General features: G+C 62.5%; 16 protein-coding genes and 4 tRNA genes. 6 read left to right on the forward strand and 14 right to left on the reverse strand.

Features of this window, described 5'->3' with window-relative positions:
- Positions 1-211: 211 nt before the first annotated feature.
- Positions 212-544 (forward strand): hypothetical protein, encoded by a 333-nt coding sequence (locus tag BGO64_RS15280; RefSeq protein ID WP_039039727.1) that lies wholly within the window; start codon positions 212-214, stop codon positions 542-544.
- A 114-nt stretch (positions 545-658) separates the two neighbouring features.
- Here BGO64_RS15280 and BGO64_RS15285 read toward each other — a convergent pair whose 3' ends face one another.
- The 7 genes from BGO64_RS15285 to plsY form a co-directional block, all read right to left on the reverse strand.
- Positions 659-1258 (reverse strand): Yip1 family protein, encoded by a 600-nt coding sequence (locus BGO64_RS15285; protein ID WP_029314835.1) that lies wholly within the window; start codon positions 1256-1258, stop codon positions 659-661.
- Positions 1259-1495: 237 nt separating this feature from the next.
- Positions 1496-2839: a potassium channel family protein gene (locus tag BGO64_RS15290; protein WP_104452217.1), complete on the reverse strand. Its 1344-nt coding sequence runs from the start codon at positions 2837-2839 to the stop codon at positions 1496-1498.
- A gap of 266 nt (positions 2840-3105) precedes the next feature.
- Positions 3106-3181: transfer RNA gene (locus tag BGO64_RS15295), tRNA-Asn, on the reverse strand.
- Between the two features lie 8 nt (positions 3182-3189).
- Positions 3190-3265, reverse strand: a tRNA-Phe gene (locus BGO64_RS15300).
- A 3-nt stretch (positions 3266-3268) separates the two neighbouring features.
- Positions 3269-3344: transfer RNA gene (locus BGO64_RS15305), tRNA-Thr, on the reverse strand.
- A 52-nt stretch (positions 3345-3396) separates the two neighbouring features.
- A tRNA-Phe gene (locus BGO64_RS15310) sits at positions 3397-3472 on the reverse strand.
- A 47-nt stretch (positions 3473-3519) separates the two neighbouring features.
- Positions 3520-4182, reverse strand: a complete 663-nt coding sequence (gene plsY / locus BGO64_RS15315; RefSeq protein WP_029314836.1) for a glycerol-3-phosphate 1-O-acyltransferase PlsY — start codon at positions 4180-4182, stop codon at positions 3520-3522.
- A gap of 171 nt (positions 4183-4353) precedes the next feature.
- Between plsY and folB the strand changes: the two genes are divergently transcribed.
- The 3 genes from folB to BGO64_RS15330 all read left to right on the forward strand — a co-directional run bounded on the left by folB (position 4354) and on the right by BGO64_RS15330 (position 5834).
- Positions 4354-4725: a dihydroneopterin aldolase gene (gene folB / locus BGO64_RS15320; RefSeq protein WP_010675798.1), complete on the forward strand. Its 372-nt coding sequence runs from the start codon at positions 4354-4356 to the stop codon at positions 4723-4725.
- Positions 4725-5234: a 2-amino-4-hydroxy-6-hydroxymethyldihydropteridine diphosphokinase gene (folK, locus tag BGO64_RS15325; RefSeq protein WP_041213984.1), complete on the forward strand. Its 510-nt coding sequence runs from the start codon at positions 4725-4727 to the stop codon at positions 5232-5234. The genes folB and folK overlap by 1 nt, the downstream gene beginning before the upstream one ends.
- A 117-nt stretch (positions 5235-5351) precedes the next feature.
- Positions 5352-5834: a YbaK/EbsC family protein gene (locus BGO64_RS15330; RefSeq protein WP_042864868.1), complete on the forward strand. Its 483-nt coding sequence runs from the start codon at positions 5352-5354 to the stop codon at positions 5832-5834.
- A gap of 9 nt (positions 5835-5843) precedes the next feature.
- On the opposite strand, the gene mdtD is transcribed toward BGO64_RS15330, so the two are convergent.
- The 4 genes from mdtD to BGO64_RS15350 all read right to left on the reverse strand — a co-directional run bounded on the left by mdtD (position 5844) and on the right by BGO64_RS15350 (position 10632).
- Complete coding sequence (gene mdtD, locus BGO64_RS15335; protein ID WP_010675801.1) at positions 5844-7232, reverse strand: multidrug transporter subunit MdtD; 1389 nt, start codon at positions 7230-7232, stop codon at positions 5844-5846.
- A gap of 61 nt (positions 7233-7293) precedes the next feature.
- Positions 7294-8421, reverse strand: coding sequence for a CobW family GTP-binding protein (locus tag BGO64_RS15340; protein ID WP_286700961.1), 1128 nt, complete (start codon positions 8419-8421; stop codon positions 7294-7296).
- A gap of 71 nt (positions 8422-8492) precedes the next feature.
- Positions 8493-9899: a D-arabinono-1,4-lactone oxidase gene (locus tag BGO64_RS15345; protein ID WP_286700962.1), complete on the reverse strand. Its 1407-nt coding sequence runs from the start codon at positions 9897-9899 to the stop codon at positions 8493-8495.
- Positions 9900-10014: 115 nt separating this feature from the next.
- Positions 10015-10632 (reverse strand): LysE family transporter, encoded by a 618-nt coding sequence (locus BGO64_RS15350; protein WP_124813357.1) that lies wholly within the window; start codon positions 10630-10632, stop codon positions 10015-10017.
- A gap of 76 nt (positions 10633-10708) precedes the next feature.
- On the opposite strand from BGO64_RS15350, the gene BGO64_RS15355 reads away from it, so the two are divergent.
- Complete coding sequence (locus BGO64_RS15355; protein WP_286700963.1) at positions 10709-11626, forward strand: LysR family transcriptional regulator; 918 nt, start codon at positions 10709-10711, stop codon at positions 11624-11626.
- Here BGO64_RS15355 and BGO64_RS15360 read toward each other — a convergent pair.
- The 3 genes from BGO64_RS15360 to BGO64_RS15370 form a co-directional block, all read right to left on the reverse strand.
- Positions 11623-13194: an EAL domain-containing protein gene (locus tag BGO64_RS15360; RefSeq protein WP_041213989.1), complete on the reverse strand. Its 1572-nt coding sequence runs from the start codon at positions 13192-13194 to the stop codon at positions 11623-11625. The two genes, BGO64_RS15355 and BGO64_RS15360, sit on opposite strands and share 4 nt — an antisense overlap.
- Before the next feature lie 231 nt (positions 13195-13425).
- Positions 13426-16023: a bifunctional aconitate hydratase 2/2-methylisocitrate dehydratase gene (acnB, locus tag BGO64_RS15365; RefSeq protein WP_109111859.1), complete on the reverse strand. Its 2598-nt coding sequence runs from the start codon at positions 16021-16023 to the stop codon at positions 13426-13428.
- Between the two features lie 229 nt (positions 16024-16252).
- Positions 16253-18556: a patatin-like phospholipase family protein gene (locus BGO64_RS15370; RefSeq protein WP_286700964.1), complete on the reverse strand. Its 2304-nt coding sequence runs from the start codon at positions 18554-18556 to the stop codon at positions 16253-16255.
- A 273-nt stretch (positions 18557-18829) separates the two neighbouring features.
- On the opposite strand from BGO64_RS15370, the gene BGO64_RS15375 reads away from it, so the two are divergent.
- Positions 18830-20145: methyl-accepting chemotaxis protein (locus BGO64_RS15375; RefSeq protein WP_286700965.1), on the forward strand; the 1316-nt coding region annotated here is incomplete at its 3' end.

The raw sequence follows: 20145 nt of genomic DNA on the forward strand, positions 1-20145 counted from the left end.
TAACAATGACCGGGTGAGGCGCTTAATATTCACACATCGCTTAGGCAGGAGCGCCAAGCCGCAAAACAACTGGTCGTTCATGGCAGTCCCCCATACACATGGGTGACAAACATCCGTGACAAAACAACACACCATTTGAATGACCTCTTGCAAGGATGCATTGATGCAGGCCTGTCAGGCCTTGCCAATGACATAAAAACCAAGAGAGTGAATGAACATGAAAAACGTGATCAAGATGCTGGCCGTTGCAGGCCTGATGAGTGCCGGTGTTGCCCAGGCTTCCGTCCCCGCCGACTTCAACGCCACCCCGGGTGTGCTGTTCGTGAACTGGCATGCCAGCGCCGCCATGGCCGGCAAGGCCAACCCCATGCTGGAGGTGCGCGATGAATCCGGTGATCTGGTAGCCTCCGTCCACGCCAACCTGATGGGTACCCAACAGGTACAGATCCCGAGCCGCGCCCAGGGCAACCTGACCGTCAGCCTCGGCGATCAGAGCAGCGATTATCGCATCCCGTTCGGCATCGGCAGCGGCAATCCCCGCTGATCAACGCAGACGACTTCCCTCCCGGGTCTGGCAAAGACACGCCGACCAGGCGAGAGATCAACGACAAGGGCGCCATCAAGGCGCCCTTGTCGTCGTTGCCGTCGGCACGCACGGCTACTGGGTGAAGACGGGACCGAAGCCGGATCCCCACAGGATGGCCGTGGCAGCCAGCACGCAGACCAGCAGCACCAGGCCGACCGTCACCACTGAGCTGGCGTAGATGAATCCCTGCTCCTTGGTGATGTGCATCAGGATGGGCACGCCAATATAGAGCAGGTAGACGGAATAGGTCAGCCCGACCAAACCGATGAGCATCACGAACCAGAGATGCGGGAAGAAAGCGGAGAAGCCCACCATGAAGAGTGGCGTGGAGGTGTAGGCCGCCAGCTCCAGCGAGGTCGTGTAGCTGGGATCCGAGCCGAAGGTATGCCCCATCCAGTGCACCAGATAGGAGAGTGCCAGCACGCCGATGATGAGGGTCACGTACATGGCGACCGACAGCTTGAATGCGCTGTTGGCGGTCAGGGTGATGGGATCACCGACCCCGATGCTCCAGCCGATGTGAACGGCGGAATAGTAGGCGCAGATGGGAGGGATAAGGGCCACGAGCAGGATGTGGGTCAGACTGTTTCTGAAGCTGTCGTGCCGCTCGTCTATGGTATGCCATTCGGTGTGGGGATGGGCATACAATCCCCATAAGTGATTCAATATCATAGCGTTATTCCTTCTCTACATCGGTGGTTGGCGGATCGATACCGGGCTTTCTCCTCTGATTGCGTCATGTCCGGGCGCTGGTGGCGCCATCGCTTGCCATGGCATGCGATGACTTTAAATAAAGTCGCTCCACCGCCGCTGCGTCAAGCAGGGTCGCCGAGCCAGCCGGGAGGGATGGGAAGACAGCAGGAGGGCACCGGAGGCGGGCACTGATGGCACCCGCCGCCGGCACTCCCGTCAATACTGCTTGGTTTTCGAGGCAAAACCCGCGAGGAAGAGACCTGTCAGGAACATGCCGCAGAAGGCTTCGATGGCCGACAGCAGCTGGAGCGGGGAGGAGGTCTGGGAGATGTCCCCATAACCCAGGGTCACGAAGGTGACGATGCTGAAATAGAGGGAGCGCCCCAGATGGCCGTGGGTTGCAGACTCCGGTGCCAGGAAATAGGTCAGGGTCGCCAGCAGGATCACCCCCATCGACATCAGCAGGCTTCTGATGGGACGCTCCCCAAACCCCCAGGTGATGAAGCTGATGAACTTGCCCGCGCACTTGAGATAGCACAACAGGGAGAGCCAGCACTTCGTCATCGGACCGCTTCGCAACCAGCGCTCCCGGTACAGCTCCCGCGGGCTCGCCAGGGACTTCATCTCGTGCAGCTTCTCCTTGTAGTAACACTCGCCGGCATCGACGGTGTCACCCACGCTGGAGAAGAGGCGCTTGGCATTGCGATAGAGTTTGCTCGCCTCATTGTGGTCGATCCGCCCATTGTCGTTGTAGACCACCTCCACCTTGTCCAGGTTGGTGTGCTCCATGGTGGCATCGAAGTTCTTGGCGCTGACGCTGAAGTTTTTCAGCACCGCCCGGGAGGAGTGGAAGCGGATCTCCTCGCACTCTATGGTGAAGTCCTGAAAGACCCCGTCCTCCAGCGCCAGCTCCCGCTTCTTGGCCCAGGCCCTGTGGTCCCACAGCAGGGAGTCGAACAGATCGAGCCCGATCACCCCGCCATTGACCCTGACCCCCTTGGCCGAGCAGTGCCACAGATAAACCTTGGAGTTGTTGACGGCCCCATCGAGAGAGAGCTCGTCGAGACAGGTAAAATCGAGCAACCGGCCGGAGATGATGGGGCTTTTGAGGGCAACACCGCCGATGTTGAGCAGACGATGCTTGCCCAGCACCTGGGCCTCCCCCTTGTTGTTCTCCGAGACCGAGAGCAGGCTTTGCACCCGTTTCACCTCGTCATTGCCATGTTTTCCCGCCAGCCACATGCTGTAAGGCTCGAAACGGGTCTCCGAGCGGATGAGGCCGCTCTTGCGTAGGGATTCCAGTGCACTCGAGGCGCTCTCATACAGGCGGACCTTGTCGTCGCTCATGTAGACACAAAGGCTCAGCACGCAGCGGGAGCTGATGAAGCGGGCGATGCCGATCTGGAAGATCACGCTTTTTTCTATCTTCTGCTCCGCCATCCAGTCGTCGAAATGGGGCAGCGACGCCACCAGCAGCGCCCAGATACGGGGATAATCGTTCTCACGCCGCCACTCGTTGAATTGCTCGGGGGAAAGCTGCCAAAGCTCTGTTGCATTCATGCATGACCTCACTCAAGAAACCGATCCCGTTTTGCCGGGCCGGGGTGACGGCAAGCGTCGATCACGACAGGGTGATCCGGCGGGCACAGCATAGGGACTCACCACGCCATCATACTCGGCAGACGGGCCAAGTCACTGGGAGGAAAGATTCAAGAGGGGCGCTGCGACAGCTTTGTCACCGGACAGGACGCTTTTCGAACAGCGGGAAGCGGAACATCGAAAAACGGGAAAAGAAAAAGCCCAGCATTGCTGCTGGGCTTTTTATTTGGCTCCTCCTGCTGGGCTCGAACCAGCGACCTGCGGATTAACAGTCCGTCGCTCTACCGACTGAGCTAAGGAGGAATTATTCGTGGTGCCCAGAGACGGAATCGAACCGCCGACACGGGGATTTTCAATCCCCTGCTCTACCGACTGAGCTATCTGGGCAAATGGTGCCGGCTACCGGAATCGAACTGGTGACCTACTGATTACAAGTCAGTTGCTCTACCTACTGAGCTAAGCCGGCACACTTCAAACCATTGTGCATGAACACGTTTTTATTTCATGGCACCAAAATATGGTGCCCAGAGACGGAATCGAACCGCCGACACGGGGATTTTCAATCCCCTGCTCTACCGACTGAGCTATCTGGGCGTGGGCGCTATTAAACGGATTTTAGGGCAGGTGGTCAACGGGAAATTTCACTTTTCGTCTCGTTCGTCTCTTTTTTGCGCAGCATCATCCATTTTCATCACTTCTGCTGGTGGGACCGCTCCCCGGCGCCCCCAGAGGCGGGACTCCTCCCCCTTGAGCAGGCGGGTAATATTCTCGTGATGACGGATCAGGATGAGACAGGAGAGCAGGGAGACCGGCAACGTGTATTCCGGTTTGAGCAGATAGGTAAAGAGCGGAGTCAGCAACACGGTCACGATGGACGCCAGTGACGAATAGCCGCTCACCAGCAGCACCAGCAACCAGGTGGTGATGACGGCGCCCCCCATGGCAAAGCCGATGGGCAGCATGGTACCGAGGGCGGTGGCGACGCCCTTGCCGCCACGGAAGTGGAAGAAGAGGGGGTACATGTGGCCCAGACAGGCGGCCACCCCGATAAAGCCGAGGTAGACGGGCTTGATCTGCAGATACCAGGCGAGGTAGACGGGGGCCATCCCCTTTAGCACGTCGAGAAGCAGTACGATCAGCGCCGCCATCCGGCCGCCGAGGCGCAACACATTGGTCGCCCCCGGGTTGTGGGAACCATGGTCACGGGGATCCGGCAGACCCGTGATGCGGGAAACCAGCACGGCACTGGACAGCGAGCCGCCCAGATAGGCCAGAATAATCATCAAAATCGTCAGGGCCGTCATCTTGGTCGTTTTTACCACGATATGAATGGGGTATGATGCGGGCCACATTCCCAGGCCCGGGCTTGCCCGAAAGCGTGTCGCCCAAACCGGCCGCCAGCGGCAATCTGCTTGCCGGGCCTGCATCCCTGCGCTGTTTTCACAGCCCATCAAGAGTAAAGAAGAAGTACTGTCATGGACAAGGTGTTTATTCGCGGACTCGAGGTTTTGACCACCATAGGGGTATATGAGTGGGAGAAGGGCATTCGCCAGAAGCTCTGTTTCGACCTCGAGATGGGGTTTGACAACCGCCCAGCCGCCGCAACCGACGATATCAATCTGGCGCTGGATTACGCCACCCTCTCTCGCAAGATCTGTGATCACGCCCAGGGCAAGATAGTGGAGCTGGTCGAGACCATGGCCGAGCAGGTCGCCGCCCTGGTGCTGGAAGACGAGCGGGTACAGTGGGTCAAGGTGACCCTGACCAAACCGGGTGCCGTGCCCAATGCGGCAGGCGTCGGGGTCGAGATCCTGCGCCATCGCACGCCGGCTGCGAGCGCCAACTGATGACCCGCATCTATATCAGTCTGGGATCCAACATCGATCGGGAACGCCATATCCGCGCCGGCCTCGATGCCCTGCACGCCGAATTCGGCGAGTTGCAGGTCTCCAGGGTATTCGAAAGCGAGGCGGTGGGCTTCAACGGCCGCCCCTTCTACAACCTGGTGGTGGGTGCCGATACCGAGCTGCCCCTGGCGACCCTGTGCCAGCGGCTGCGCGCCATGGAGTTCGCTCACGGCCGCGAGCCGGATGCCAAGAAGTTCGCCCCGCGCACCCTGGATCTCGATCTGCTGCTCTACGGCGAGCTGGTCTGCGAGACACCGCTGGTGCTGCCGCGCGGCGAGATCCTCACCAACGCCTTCGTGCTCTGGCCGCTGGCGGAGCTGGCTCCCACATTCCGCCATCCCATCGATGGTCGCACCATCGCTGAGCTGTGGGCAGGTTACGACAAAGCCTCCCAGCGCCTTGACCCCATTCCCTTCCACTGGAAAGCGGGCGAATTGCAGCATCACTGAACAACAAGGGCACCCTCGGGTGCCCTTGTTGATGACTCCGCTGATGACGGATAAGAAACGGTGATTGGGCCTGCGCCGGTGCAAGTGGCAGGATGACCGCCATCACAGGAGAACCCCATGCCACTCGATGCCATTCACGACTTCAACCGTCAGTTGCTCACCGACCTGCCCCACCAGCGCTTCGAGCACGAACCCATCCTCGATTACGCCACCGACGAGCGGGTCAAGGCTCGCCTCGGCTGGCAGGCCGAGTTCAGCAAGACCCTTTTCCTCAAATTCAAGGATGGTCGCTTCGCCCTGCTGCTGACCCACAGGGACGGCCGGCTCGACAGCAAGGCGGTCAAGGCGGCGCTCGGTGCCAAACCCTCCATCTGCACCGCTGACGAGATGCAGACCGAGATTGGCTGCCTGCCGGGAGCCGTGTGCCCCTTCCTGCCCCGCGCCGACATCCCTCTGCTGGTGGATCCCGTGCTCATGAATCACCACGCCTTTACCTGGACGCCGGGCCACCCCGAGCAGACTTTCCTGCTGGAGACCACCCACCTGGCCGGACTGCTGGCCCGATTGCCCTGCGACGTGAGCTACCTGCCCGCCCCCTGAGCCTGGGACTCAGCGCTTTTCCCGCGCCAGCTGGGCGAAGATCAGCGCCGCCAGCATGGACATCAGGCCGATGCACAGATAGGTGAGGTGGAACCCCTCCAGCCAGCGGCCACTCTCCTCGGGCTGGCCGATGGAGAAGAGCCCCAGCAGGCTGGCGGCGATGGCCACCCCCAGGCTCATGGAGAGCTGCATCACCACCGACAGCAGACCGTTGCCGCTGCTGGCGTGCTCGCTGCTGAGATCCTGCAGGGTCAGGGTGTTCATGGCGGAAAATTGCAGGGAGTTGATGGCGCCAAAGACCGCCAGCCACACCAGCAGTACGCCGTGGGGCACCTGGTTGTCGATGAAATAGAAGCTCGCGATCATGGCCCCGAGCGCCAGGGTGTTGCCGATCAGGATGCGGCGATAACCGATGCGCGGAATGAGCTTGTTCACCAGCGTCTTGGTCAGCATGGCGCCGATCACCGTGGGGATCATGGTCATCCCCGCCTTGCTCGGGGAGAAGCCGAGCCCCAGTTGCAGGAAGAGCGGGGTGAGAAACGGCATGGCGCCGCTGCCGAGGCGGGCAAACAGATTGCCCCAGATACCGATGGCGAAGGTGGACGTCTTGAACAGCGCCAGACTGAACAGGGGCTGCTCCGCCGTGGCGGCATAGAGCCAGTAGCTCGCCATGGCGGCCAGACCGAACAATACCGCAAACAGGGCCCAGCCGGTTGAGATGCTGTGCTCCCCCAGGCCTTGCAGACCGACGGATACCAGCACCATGCCGACACTGAACAGCACAAACCCCTGCCAGTCAAACCTGGCGGTGTGCTGGCGAAGGTCGGGCATGAAGTGCCAGCTCGCCACGAAGCCGAGCAAGCCCACCGGCAGGTTGATGAGGAAGACCCAGTGCCAGCTCGCCACCTCCACCAGCCAGCCCCCCAGGGCCGGACCGATGAGGGGGCCGAGCAGACCGGGGATGGTGACGAACGACATCACCCTCAGCAGCTCATGCTTGCTGTAGACCCGCAGCACCGCCAGACGCCCGATGGGCATCAGCAAGGCCCCCCCGACCCCTTGCAACACCCGGGCGATCACCAGCATGGGCAGAGTGTTGGCGATGGCACAGGCCAGGGAACCCAGGGTAAACAGCAGGATGGCGACCAGATAGACCCGGCGGGTGCCGAATCTGTCCGCCAGCCAGCCGGAGGCAGGAATGAGCAGGGCCACCGTCAGCATGTAGGCGATGATGACGGACTGCATCTGCAGCGGACTCTCGCCCAGGGCCTCGGCCATGCTGGGCAGGGCGGTGTTGAGGATGGTGCCATCCAGAGTCTGCATGAAAAAACCGACCGCCGTCAGCCAGGGCAGCCATTTGCGCTGGGCGGGCGTCACCATCGGGGAGCTGTCAGGCATGGTTCTGTCTCTCCTCATCACATAAGAAAAGACCCGCACGAGCGCGGGTCATATCAGCATATCAGGCATCCGGCTGGCCGAGCATGGCCTTGAGGTGCTCTTCCAGACTGGGTTCGGGGGCATTGAGGGTCGAGAGGAACAACTGCTCTATGCCTACCCTGTCCTGGCTCTTCACGATGAACACCAGCCGGGACTGGGCCTTGCCTTCGGGCCACTCCCCCAGCGCCTGCAACGGATAGAGCTGGCCGTGCACGCCGTGGATCACCACGGGCTGGCTCTCCCCTTCCAGTTGCAATATCCCCTTGAGACGCAGCAGGGCATCGCCGTATTGTGCCTGCACCGCGTCGATGGCGGCCAGCAGGCGGGAAGGCTTGAGCGGCTCGCCGATGCGCAGGGAGAAACTTTCGATATTGCCGTGCTCGAAGCGGGTGGGCGCGGCCGTCCCCACCTTGGCGGCAAACGGCGTCATCTTCGGCTGCATGGGCGAAGCCAGCCCCTGTTTCGGGGATTCGGTACGCAGCCAGGCCAGCAACTGGCGCACGTCGCGCCCCGCCGCCTCGTTGTAGGCGCCGAGCTTCTCCAGCACCGCAGGTGAGAGCACCCCATTGCTGACCCGCTGGATGGGAGCTGCCGGATTGAGGGTCGCCAGTTGGGCTTCCACCCGAGCAAGGGTCTCTTCATCCACCAGATCGCCCTTGCTCACCACCAGCAGATCCGCCAGCGCCACCTGTTTGACCGCCTCATATTGAGCCGCAAGCTGCTGCTCGATATGGCCGGCATCCACCACGGTGACGGTGCCGTCGAAGCGGTAGCGTTGGGCGATAAAGCCCTCTTCCCTCAACGTGAACAGCACGGGGGCCGGATCGGCCAGACCCGTGGTTTCGATGATCAGCCGTTTGAAGGGCTTGATTTTCCGTTGGATGGCCTTCATGAAAAGCCCCTGCAGCGCCTCCACCAGGGAGCCCTGCACCGAGCAGCAGATGCAGCCGGAATCGAGCAGCACCACCTGCTCGTCCACCTGCTGTACCAGATGGTGATCCAGCCCCACGGAGCCGAACTCGTTGATGAGCACGGCGCACTCCCCGAGCTCGGGCTGCTTGACCCAGTGGTTGAGCAAGGTGGTCTTGCCGCTGCCGAGAAAGCCGGTCAGCAGGGTCACGGGGATGCGGGTGTCTTGCATGTCTGTCATCGGGTTGCCCCCCCTCTGATCGGCAGGAGGATGAGTAAGCGAGTGTCTTGCATATCGGTCATGTCAGATCCTTACCGGTTGGCGAACAGGTCGCCGAGCCAGCGGTTTTCGAAACGGCCATGGGGGTCAAGCTCCCGCTTCAGGGCCAGGAAGTCGTGCCAGCGCGGCAACAGGGCCGGGAAGTCGTAGAGGTCCATCGCCAGGTGCTTGCCGAAATGGGGAATGCCGCCGAGGGGCACCAGCAGTTGCTGCAACTCGCGCATCTGCTCCATGGAGCCCCCGACAAAGGTCCCGTCCGCCGCCAGATAGACCAGAAAACCTATCCAGCACACCGACTTGTCATGGGCGGCACTGAGCCAGGCCACGGAGGGACCGGTGCAGCGCAGGATGAAGGGGTAGTGCAGCACGCCGGGGTTCGCCTCCTGCCATGCCAGCAGGATTGCAAGGGCCTCCCCCATGCGTTCGAGGGGCACGGCCACCTCGCAGTTGATCTGGGGAGCAGGGATCCCCTTGCAGAGGATCTGGTAGACGTTGCCCACCAGATCCGAGGCGTCCTTGAAGCGGCGAACCGTCTCGAAGTGCTCGCCTGCCCTGGCCTCGTCCTTGGTGTCTCTGGCCATCTTCTGCAGGGTCGCGTCTATGGTGGCATTGAGCGCCAGGTTCATGCGCTCGTCCATGTCTCCCTCCAGCACCAGCGGCTCGCTGCCCCCGGCCCGGTAGCGGGCCACCTCGTCATCGGAGGCGGGATCCACCAGCCAGATGTGGCTCTCGCCGGTCCAGGCGAACCACCAGCTCTTCACGAAGGCGTGCTCCCGGTTGAGGCGCTCGTTGTGTTCCAGCAGGAAGGGGTAGTCGGTGGTGAACTTGGTGCAGCGCATGATGCGGTTGGGCACGGTGTTGAGGGTCACATCCAGCAGGATGCCGAGCATCCCCATGCCCATCACGAAGGCGCCGAAGCGCGGATCGGTGCGATCCACACGGATGATGTCGCCGCTCGCCAGCATCACGGTCAGGGCAGCCACCGCATCGCACAGGGCGGACTGGTGCAATCCCTGCCCATGGGTGCCGGTGCTGAGCGCACCGCCCAGGGTCTGGATGCCGATGACGCCGGGGGACGCCGGCAGCATGCGATCCATGGCGATGAGGTCGGCATAGACGGTATCAAGCGGCGTCCCCGCCAGGTAGGTCACCGTATCGGCAGTCTTGTCCAGCTGGCCGCGCAGGTGGTGCAGGTCCACCAGCAGCGCCTGGCTGCCTTCGGCGTAGACGCTGTGGATGGGTTCGAAAGAGAGGCCGGAGCCGATGAGCCGCAGCTTGCGCTCGGGATATTCCCGCAGCAGTTGCTGCAGCTCGTCACGGGTCGTCGGGCGCCACACCTGATCAAGGGCGCCGAGGGGGTTGGTTCTGGACCAGTTGAACAGCACCTCCCGATTGCCAATCGCCTTGATGCTGTGAAATGCCTGGAACCTGACCGTCATACCGCGCCTCATCTGACTTCAAAATGAGCGCCAATTCTACCGAAAAGTGGCAGCCAAGGCATGAAAAACAAGACCCTACAGTCGGGGTTGGATAGGGGGAGCGCCCCTCCCCGCCTCAGCGCGTCTGCTGGGTCAATGCCAGCAACATGCCGAATCCCACCAGCAGGCCCCCGAACACCCGATCGATCCAGTGGCGTACCGCCAGCAGTCGGTCCCGCACCGCGGGGGTGGAGAAGAAGAGCGCCACCGCACCAAACCAGAGGGCGTGCGCCAGCGCGATGAAGGCGCCATAGCCGATCTGGACCACCAGCGGCGTCTGCGGCTGCACCACCTGCATGAAGAGGCTGACGATGAAGATGGTCGTCTTGGGATTGAGCACATTGGTCAAAAATCCGGTGCGCAGCGCACCCAGACTGGAGAGGGCAGGCTGACAGATGCTCTCTTCATCGGCAGCCGGTTTGGCCCGCAGCATCTTGATGCCGAGGAAGATGAGATAGGCGGCCCCCGCCAGCTTGATGAGGTTGAACAGCCAGAGGGATTGCTGGATCAGCAGGCCCACCCCCAGCAGGGTGTAGGCCACGTGCACGCAGACCCCGGCCGCGATGCCGATCGCCGTCAGCACGCCGGTGCGGCGCGAGAGCAGCAGGCTGTTGCGCGACACCATGGCAAAGTCGGGTCCGGGGCTGATGACGGCAAAGAGGGTAATGGCGACAACGGCTAACAGTTCAGTCATGAAAAGAGTCCTGATTAGAGGGGATATCGGCTATTTTATTTGCCAATAACACCAATAACGAACGATGATTTCTGACATGAATGGTGAAAAAAACTCACAAAAAGCCCTCTCGCTTCCCTCCCTCACCGCCCTGCGCTGTTTCGAGGTGGCGGCCCGCACCGAGCATTTCGGCCGCGCCGCCGACGAACTGCATCTCACCCATGGCGCCATCAGCCGGGCGGTACGACTGCTCGAGGAGGATCTGGGGGTCATGCTGTTCGAGCGGCGCCAGCGTCGGGTCTTTCTGACCGACGCGGGTGAACGGTTCTATCAGGCGGTCAGAGAGGGGCTGGGCAGCATCCGCCAGACGGCGCAGGCCCTGCGCCAGCAGAGCCGCCCTCAATCACTGGTGCTCTCCTGCGAACCCACCCTTCTGATGCGCTGGCTGATCCCGCGCTGGCCCGCCTTCCAGGTCCTGCACCCGGAGCTGGACGTACACCTGATGGCGGGGGGTGGCGCCCTCAACTTTGGCAGCGGCATCGATCTCGCCATCCGGCGCAACGACTTTCACTGGCCTGCCGAGCTCTACAGCCAGTTGCTGTTCGAAGAGCGGACCGGCCCTGTCTGCCCGCCGAGCAAGGTGGCGCAGTTTTTTGAACCCAGGGGGGATGTGCAGGCCCTCAGGCCAACGGCCCCCCGTCTGCACACCAAGACCCGTCCGGGCGCCTGGTTGGAGTGGCAGCAGCACGCAGGCATGCCCGCCAACGAGGAGGTGCCGGGTCAGACCTTCGAGCACTTCTATTTCAGCCTGCAGGCGGCAGTCGCCGGGCTGGGAGTCGCCATCGGCCCCTACCGCCAGGTGTGCGACGATATCGAGGCCGGTCTGCTGGTGGCACCGCTCGGCTTCGTCCCCGACGGCACCGGCTATCACCTGCTCGCCCCCGCCCCTCCCGAACCCGGCAGCCCCCACGACACCCTGGTGAACTGGCTGCACAGCCTGGTGGGCGCGGCCTAGCCCTGGGCGGTGCGCCCGGCGGCGACCTGTATCTCTCCCGCCGTCAGCTCCCGGCAGAACTGGCGTATCGGCATGGGGCGGGCAAACAGGTATCCCTGCAGATACTGGACCCCCTTGCCTCTCAGATAGGCGGCCTGCTGCTCCGTCTCCACCCCTTCGGCCACCAGGGACAACCCCAGCCGTCCCCCGAGGTCGATGACGTTGTCCACGATGTGCTCGGAGAGGGACTCCGTCCCGATACGGCCGATGAAGGAGCGGTCGATCTTGAGATAGTCCACGTGGAATTGCTGCAGATAGATGAGGCTGGAGTGGCCGGTGCCAAAGTCATCGATGGCGAGCTGCACCCCCATCTCGTCGAGCTGGCGAAACAGGGAGAGGGTCTGCGGGCTGGTCACCAGCAGCTCCCGCTCCGTGAGCTCCAGCACCAGCACCACCCGTCCCGGCACGAAATGGCCGAGGAAGTCGCGGCACTCCGCCACCAGGGAGAGGTCCCGGCAGTGGATGGCACTGATGTTGAAGCTGATGTGAAATGCCTCGGGCAGCTGCTCCTGCACCGGGTGGAGTGTCTTGGCCACCGTCTTCATCAGGTTGACCGTCATGGGCACGATCAGGCCAGACTCTTCCGCCTGGGGGATGAAGAGATCGGGACGGATCAGCCCCTCGGTGGCATGTTGCCAGCGCATCAGTACCTCGGCCCCCACCATCTTGCCGCCCTTGCTGGCGATCAGCGGTTGCAGATAGGGGACAAATTCCCTGGCTCGCAGCCCGCGCCTCAGCTCGTCCGTCAGGGCCCCTGGCCGCCCAAGCAGCCACCACACCAGCAGTGAGAGCACCAGCGAACTGGCTCCCAGCCAGATCAGCTGCAGATGGCGAGCCTCCCACAGGGCACGCCAGTAGATCGGCATGGCATAACCGGCGTGGATGGTGAAGGGATAACGCTGGGAGGCGAGTATCAGGGCAAACTTGCTGTGCAGTTTCGGCGGATCGCTTTGGAAGTGGCCGGACTCATCGAGCCAGGCGGACCCCACCTGCAAGAAGAGCTCGCTGGGATCGCTGCTCAGGGTGAGCATGAAGCTGAGCTGGCTGCTGTCAATGGCGCTCAGTGCCGCATCACGCCCCCGCTCCTGACGCACCACCAGCAAGGGGTGATTCTTGCGCACCAGGTTGCCGCTCATCAGCAGCAACTTGCGATCCGTGTAGCGGGAACCGTCATCCACTTCCCTGGCAGGCCCGAACAGCGAGGTGCAGTTGATGATCCCCTGTCGCACCAGATTGATGGAGCGCAGGAAAGGCTCCAGCGCCACCCGCTTGCGCAGCAGCAACAGGTTGTCGCTGCAAGGTCGACCGGCCAGCGGCAATACCTCGAGGTTGGCCCGCTCGGCCTGATCCAGCATGCGCTCCAGCAAGGTTCTGGCCTTGCTGGCTGACGCGCTGGCATCGTTCTTCAGCTCCTGCTCGTAGCTGTCGTGCACCATCCACCCTCCCACCACCAGGGGCAGGGCCAACACCAGCAGGGCACAACCAAGGCGCCACTTCATGCGGGCCAGATCAATCCGGAACAGAAACATAGCAACCACGCCGCAATGCGCGGGCCCGCTTCGCAGGTACCGCGGTATAAAAGTGCCCACCAGGAAACGGTGGGGCCATCATGGCCAGACAACGAAAGCGCAACGCGCGTACCAGGCAAATCGACGACGCCGTTGCTGGGCATGGCGGGTCATTATCGCGCAGCCCCCTGAAATGGAAAATGCCGCGTCGAGACGCGGCATTGTTATTTTCAGTGGTCAGACCGGCGAGTCTCAGACCGCTTGCTGCAGGATCACCGCATCGGCCTTCTTGGTGTAGGAGGCGATCTCGTTGAAGTTCAGGTAGCGGTAGGTGTCGGCCGCAGTGGCGTCCAGGGTCTTGGCGTACTGCAGGTACTCGGCCACGGTCGGGATCTTGCCGATGATGGCGGCAACCGCAGCCAGCTCCGCAGAGGCCAGATAGACGTTGGCACCCTTGCCCAGGCGGTTCGGGAAGTTGCGGGTGGAGGTGGAGACCACCGAGGCCCCTTCCGCTACCCGCGCCTGGTTGCCCATGCAGAGGGAACAGCCGGGGATCTCGATGCGGGCACCGACCCGACCGAAGATGCCGTAGTAGCCCTCTTCGGTCAGCTGATCCTTGTCCATCTTGGTGGGCGGGGCGATCCACATGCGGGTCGGCAGCTCGCCCTGATACTTCTCGAGCAGTTTGCCGGCGGCGCGGAAGTGGCCGATGTTGGTCATGCAGGAACCGATGAACACCTCGTCTATCTTGTCGCCAGCTACGTCGCTCAGCAGACGGGCATCGTCCGGATCGTTCGGCGCACACAGGATGGGCTCCTTGATGGTGGCCAGATCGATCTCGATGATTTCGGCGTACTCGGCGTCCTTGTCCGCCTCCATCAGCACCGGGTTGGCCAGCCACTCTTCCATCCCCTTGATGCGGCGGGTGATGGTGCGCACGTCGCCGTAGCCTTCGGACAGCATCCACTTCAGCATCACGATGTTGGACTTCAGATACTCGATGATCGGCTCTTTATCCAGCTTGATGGTGCAACCGGCAGCGGAACGCTCGGCGCTGGCGTCCGCCAGCTCGAACGCCTGCTCTACCTTCAGGGTCGGCAGACCTTCGATCTCGAGGATGCGGCCGGAGAAGATGTTCTTCTTGCCCGCTTTCTCGACGGTCAGCAGCCCTTTCTGGATGGCGGCATAGGGGATGGCATGGACCAGGTCACGCAGGGTGATGCCCGGCTGCAGCTCGCCCTTGAAGCGCACCAGCACGGATTCCGGCATGTCCAGCGGCATCACGCCGGTGGCGGCGGCGAAGGCCACCAGACCGGAGCCCGCCGGGAAGGAGATACCGATGGGGAAACGGGTGTGGGAGTCACCACCGGTACCCACGGTATCCGGCAGCAGCATGCGGTTCAGCCAGGAGTGGATGACGCCGTCACCCGGACGCAAGCTCACACCGCCGCGGTTCATGATGAAGTCCGGCAGAGTGTGGTGGGTCTGTACGTCGATGGGCTTGGGATAAGCCGCGGTGTGGCAGAAGGACTGCATGGTCAGATCGGCGGAGAAGCCGAGGCAGGCGAGATCTTTGAGCTCATCGCGGGTCATGGGGCCCGTGGTGTCCTGGGAGCCGACCGTGGTCATCTTGGGCTCGCAGTAGGTGCCGGGACGAATGCCCTTCACGCCACACGCCTTGCCCACCATCTTCTGGGCCAAGGTGAAGCCCTTGCCGGTGTCGGCGACAGGCTGCGGACGGCGGAACACGGTGGAGAAGGGCAGACCCAGCGCTTCGCGGGCCTTGTCTGTCAGACCGCGGCCGATGATCAGCGGAATGCGGCCACCGGCGCGCACTTCGTCGATCAGCACCTCGGTCTTCAGTTCGAACCGGGCCAGCACCTCGTCGGTACCGTGGCGGGTGATCTTGCCCTCATAGGGGAAGATGTCGATGACATCGCCCATCTCCAGTTTGGAGACGTCCACTTCGATGGGCAGGGCGCCGGCATCTTCCATGGTGTTGAAGAAGATGGGGGCAATCTTGCCGCCGAGGCAGACGCCGCCGGCACGCTTGTTCGGCACGAACGGAATGTCGTCGCCCATGAACCAGAGCACCGAGTTGGTGGCGGATTTACGGGAAGAGCCGGTACCGACCACGTCACCCACGTAAGCCAGCGGGAAGCCCTGCTCTTTCAGGGAATCAATGGTCTTGATGGGGCCGATGACGCCATCCTTGTCCGGGGTGATGCCGGGACGGGCGTTCTTCAGCATCGCCAGGGCGTGCAGCGGAATGTCCGGGCGGGACCAGGCGTCCGGCGCCGGCGACAGATCATCTGTGTTGGTTTCGCCGGTCACCTTGAAGACGGTGACGGTGATCTTCTCGGCCAGGGCCGGGCGGTTCAGGAACCACTCGGCGTCGGCCCAGGATTGCAGCACCTGCTTGGCGTGAGCATTGCCCGCCTTGGCCTTCTCTTCCACGTCGTGGAAGGAGTCGAACATCAGCAGGGTGTGGGAGAGGCCCTTGGCGGCAAGAGGAGCCAGGGTCGCATCGTCCAGCAGGTCAATCAGCGGCTGGATGTTGTAACCACCCTGCATGGTACCGAGCAGCTCGACGGCTTCGGCGGCAGTCAGGATGGGGGAATGGGCCTCGCCCTTGGCGACGGCGGTGAGGAAGCCGGCTTTCACATAGGCCGCTTCATCAACACCCGGGGGAATACGGGAGGACAACAGTTCTTTCAGAAAGTCCTGTTCGCCGGCGGGCGGATTCTTGATCAGCTCAACCAGGGCGGCGACCTGCTCTGCGTCCAGAGGTTTGGCGACCACGCCTTCGGCGGCACGTTCTGCGACGTGTTTACGGTATGTTTCAAGCACGACTAATTCCTCTTTGGTCTTTTTTTTGGGGTTCGCCCAAGCTCGCGGCGATCGTCCTTGCGGGACACCCGTAGGGTGCCCCCCACTATATAAGTTTTAACGACTAATTAAAATCCAAACCCTGTGCAGTTATTCATCAAACCAGCATAACCATATAAACCCATTAGGTTTTTTTAGAGTGACAAGCCGCCCACCCAAGGTGAGTTAACAAAAAGGCAGCATTTCGCCCTTATTGGAACGTAGTGCCCAATTGCAGATAGAACATGTCGTGTCCCCCCTCCGCCACGCCATAGCCGAGGAAGATGGGACCGAGGAAACTCTCCACCCCCATATAGAGGGAACCCGAGGTATAGGAGGATTCGATACTGATGTCCTCTCCCTTGTCCCAGACCCCCCCTTGCTCGAGGGAGCCCCCGAGGAACAGGGGCGCCTTGAAGGCGCCGAAGTCGTTGTCCGCCACCCGGTAGATGTAGCGCAGCCCGCCGAACAGGCTGTAGCGACCGCTCAACTGGTAATGCTGGAAGCCGGACATGCGGAACAGCCCGCCCAGATCCTGCACGAACAGCGGTACCGTCTCCTGGGAGCTTGAGCCGCCCCCTTCCAGCATCAGGTTGAGGCTGTGCCTGTCCCAGGACCAGGGCTTGATCATCACCAGCCGGTAATTCACCCCCTCGGCCTGCTCGGAGGGCGCGTCCGCGGGGTCGAGATCGACGTAGGAGTAGCCCCCCTTGATGTCCCAGTAGACCCCCTGATAGGGGAAGTAGCGGCTGTCGAGGGTGTCGTGCTCGAAGCGGATGTAGGGTCCCCAGGCGGAGGCATCGGCATCCGCGTTGGTGAGGTTCTGGATCTCCACGCTGCCGATCTTGCCCTCCAGTCCAAGGGAGAAGCGGCTCCAGGGCTGGCGATTCCAGCCGACGGCGAGATCCACGCTGGTGAAGCTGTACTCGGAGTCCAGATAGCTGACCCCGGACGACGACCTGCTCTCTTCCGGAAAGAAGACCCGTCGCTGGGTCTTGTCGTAGGCCAGGCTCGTCTCGCCGAAGTAGGTCTGGGAGGGCTCCAGCGGGGTGTAGAAGTCGGTCTTGAGGTGCTTGGCGGTCCCGAGGGACGCCTCGGTCAGCCACTCGCCTCCCCAGTCGTTGACGTTGGTCAGGGTGTAGGACATGCCGACGTTGTAGTTGGAGCTGCTCTCGAAGTCATCGGAGAAACCGAGCTGGAAGTTGAGATAACCCGGCCCCCAGTTCTTCTCGCTGGCGTCCACCACCAGCACGTTCTCCCCGTCCCGCTCCTCCACCTCGTAGGTGATGCGATCGAACGACTCCAGGGCGTAGAGGCGACGGATCCCCGCCTCCAGGCTCTCGTAGGTCTGCACCTTGTCCGGACGCACGTTCAGCATGGCCCGCACCGTGTCGTCGGAGAGGCGCGACTTGTTGATGATCTCCACCTTGTCGATGTAGTAGGCGGGCTGGCCGCTGCGCTCGGCGCGCCGGCTCAGCTTGCCGTTGCGATAGTCGGCGTAGGCGGCGGGCGAGAGAGAGAGCGCATCGAGCCGGGCCGCAGCACTGTTGGCGACCGCCTCCCCGATCTTGATCCCCTCCGGCATCAGGGCGAAGTCGGCGATCCCCATGTTGCCGAACTCGGGGGTCAGCAGGATGTCCCCGGGGCCGAGCAGCGCCTTCTGCTTTTCGGTCCCCACCTGGGTCATGTAGGTGGTGAGCTGATCGATCATGGCCAATCCCGACTTGAGGGACTCCCGGGTACGCAGCTTGGCGCTGATATCCACCGCGATCACCACGTCGGCCCCCATGGCCTTGGCCACGTCCACCGGCATGTTGTTGACCGTGCCACCATCGGCCAGGATGCGGCCGTCCCAGTCCACCGGCTTGAGGGCACCGGGAATGGACATGGAGGCCTGCATCGCCTTGGCGAGGCTGCCGTGATCCAGCACGAAGGGGGTCACCGTCTCCATGTCGGTCGCCACCGCGCGATAGGGGATAGGCAGGTTGTCGAAGCTCTTTTGCGCCGGCAGGTTGGAGGTGGCGTGGCGCAGCAGGCTGGCCATGGACTGTCCCTGGAAGAAACCGTCCGGCAACTGGGTCTGGTCACCGTTGACCCCGATGTCGGTGCGCAGCTGGTATTTCTCGGTCTGCTGCTTCTTGCGCAGGGAGAGCTCGTCGCGTCCCACCTTGTCCTGATAGCCCTTGTTCCAGTCGATGGCCAGCGTCGTGCGCTCCACCTCCTCGGCGCTAAGCCCCATGGCATACATGCCCGCCACATAGGAGCCCATGCTGGTCCCGACGATGATGTCCACCGGGATGTGCTTTGCCTCCAGCACCTTGAGCACCCCGATATGGGCCGACCCCTTGGCACCGCCGCCGCTCAGTACCAGGGCGATCCTCGGACGCTCCATCTTGGTTGCCCCCGGGTTTCTGGCCGAACGCGCGGGATCATTGGCTCCGGCCGCCGCCATGAACGGCAGGGTCGCCAGCAGGAGCACGAGCAGGTGGGTCCATCCCCGATGAAAGATGCGCATATGAGAGTCCATAAATCCGGTGCGAGTCGAGCGGGCAGGCCGCCAGTCAGGTGCAGCCTACTATAAGTGCAAGCACTTTAACCGCAAGCCGGGGTGCTGGCGAGGGGTCGCCCCGCTTGCGACGATGTCTCGGCAAAATCGGGCGCCAATCCAGCCCAATCCGGGTGTGAGCGCAAACGTTAATCGACAATAAAGGCCCCCACCGCCTCAAGAGCGCGCCAAATCAGCCGCTATTATGAGTTCAACCCTGGTTCACACTTCCGAGTCACCCTTATGTTCGCAAGCCTGACACTGAAACAGAAAATTCTGGCCACCGTCATCCTCGCCGTGGCCCTCTCCTGCCTGCTGGTGGGCTATTTCAGCCAGCGTTCTGCCCAGCAGCTGATCGAGGACCGCATGTTCGAGCAGGAGCTGCCCAACCTGACCCAGCGCATCGGCAAGGAGATCGAAAAGGATCTCACCTCGGTCGCCAATGCCGCCAGACAGCTTGCCAACGACCGCTTCGTGCTGGACTGGGTCGAGCGCGGCATGCCCAAGGAGCAGGAGTCCATCCTCATCAACCAGCTCAAGGACATGACGAGCCAGTATGGTCTGGTCACCGCCTCCTTCGCCGATCGTCAGAGTGCCGCCTACTACAACCAGGACGGTTTTCTGCGCATCCTGAACCACGAGCAGGACAACTGGTTCTATGACTACACCAAGAGCCGCCAGGATCTGATGCTCAGCATCTTTCGGGAGAGCAATGGCGAGGTGAAACTGTTCGTCAACTTCCAACAGCTCAATGGCCGCGGCCTCGCCGGCCTCGCCAAATCCCTCGACAGCATGGTCAGCATGCTCGCCAACTTCCGCATCGGCGACAGCGGCTTCGTCTTCATGACAGACGGCAGCGGCAAGGTGAAGCTGCACCCCGACGCCGCCCGCATCGATCGGGACAACCTGACCCAGCTGGCCAGCGGCAGCAGCACCAACCTGCTCAACAAGCAGCCCTTTGCCGCCACCCATGCCGAGGTCGACGGCCAGCCAGTGATCCTGGCCAGCAGCTACATCCCCCTGCTCGACTGGTATCTGGTGGCCCAGGTGCCGGAGGCCGAAATTTATGCCGAACTGGACAGAGCGCGCCTGCACATGGTGCTGGTCAGCCTGGCCATCGCCGTCGGCATGGGGCTGCTCGGCGTTCTCCTGGCGGGCTCCGTGAGCCGCCCCCTCAACGAACTGGCCCGCCTGTTCCGCGAACTCGGCAGCGGTGATGGCGACCTCACCCATCGCCTCAAGGTCGATGGCCGTGACGAACTGGCCCAAGTGGCGACCGGCTTCAACAACTTTGTCGCCAAGATCCACGGCTCCATCGAACAGGTGGCGAGCAACTCCCGCCAGCTCGCCGCCACCGCCAACGAGGTGGCGGCCAAAGCCCAGCTCACCCAGCACAACTGCACCGCCCAGCGGGATCGCACCGTCCAGGTCGCCACCGCCATCCACGAGATGGGAGCCACCGTCAGCGAGATCGCCGGCAATGCATCCCTGGCAGCCGACGTCGCCAAGCAGGCCAACGAGCAGGCCGATGCGGGGGCCCAGGTCGTCGCCCAGGCCCG

Origin of the sequence: Aeromonas sp. 62-46, assembly GCF_001898585.1 — a bacterium.
GTDB classification, from domain to species: Bacteria; Pseudomonadota; Gammaproteobacteria; order Enterobacterales; family Aeromonadaceae; genus Aeromonas; species Aeromonas caviae.

What these genes read in the sequence shown, in the direction of transcription:
- BGO64_RS15280 (WP_039039727.1), top strand. Translation starts at nt 212, where the DNA reads ATGAACATGAAAAACGTGATCAAGATGCTGGCCGTTGCAGGCCTGATG.
- BGO64_RS15285 (WP_029314835.1), bottom strand. Translation starts at nt 1,258, where the DNA reads ATGATATTGAATCACTTATGGGGATTGTATGCCCATCCCCACACCGAA.
- BGO64_RS15290 (WP_104452217.1), bottom strand. Translation starts at nt 2,839, where the DNA reads ATGAATGCAACAGAGCTTTGGCAGCTTTCCCCCGAGCAATTCAACGAG.
- plsY (WP_029314836.1), bottom strand. Translation starts at nt 4,182, where the DNA reads ATGACGGCCCTGACGATTTTGATGATTATTCTGGCCTATCTGGGCGGC.
- folB (WP_010675798.1), top strand. Translation starts at nt 4,354, where the DNA reads ATGGACAAGGTGTTTATTCGCGGACTCGAGGTTTTGACCACCATAGGG.
- folK (WP_041213984.1), top strand. Translation starts at nt 4,725, where the DNA reads ATGACCCGCATCTATATCAGTCTGGGATCCAACATCGATCGGGAACGC.
- BGO64_RS15330 (WP_042864868.1), top strand. Translation starts at nt 5,352, where the DNA reads ATGCCACTCGATGCCATTCACGACTTCAACCGTCAGTTGCTCACCGAC.
- mdtD (WP_010675801.1), bottom strand. Translation starts at nt 7,232, where the DNA reads ATGCCTGACAGCTCCCCGATGGTGACGCCCGCCCAGCGCAAATGGCTG.
- BGO64_RS15340 (WP_286700961.1), bottom strand. Translation starts at nt 8,421, where the DNA reads ATGACAGACATGCAAGACACCCGCATCCCCGTGACCCTGCTGACCGGC.
- BGO64_RS15345 (WP_286700962.1), bottom strand. Translation starts at nt 9,899, where the DNA reads ATGACGGTCAGGTTCCAGGCATTTCACAGCATCAAGGCGATTGGCAAT.
- BGO64_RS15350 (WP_124813357.1), bottom strand. Translation starts at nt 10,632, where the DNA reads ATGACTGAACTGTTAGCCGTTGTCGCCATTACCCTCTTTGCCGTCATC.
- BGO64_RS15355 (WP_286700963.1), top strand. Translation starts at nt 10,709, where the DNA reads ATGAATGGTGAAAAAAACTCACAAAAAGCCCTCTCGCTTCCCTCCCTC.
- BGO64_RS15360 (WP_041213989.1), bottom strand. Translation starts at nt 13,194, where the DNA reads ATGTTTCTGTTCCGGATTGATCTGGCCCGCATGAAGTGGCGCCTTGGT.
- BGO64_RS15370 (WP_286700964.1), bottom strand. Translation starts at nt 18,556, where the DNA reads ATGCGCATCTTTCATCGGGGATGGACCCACCTGCTCGTGCTCCTGCTG.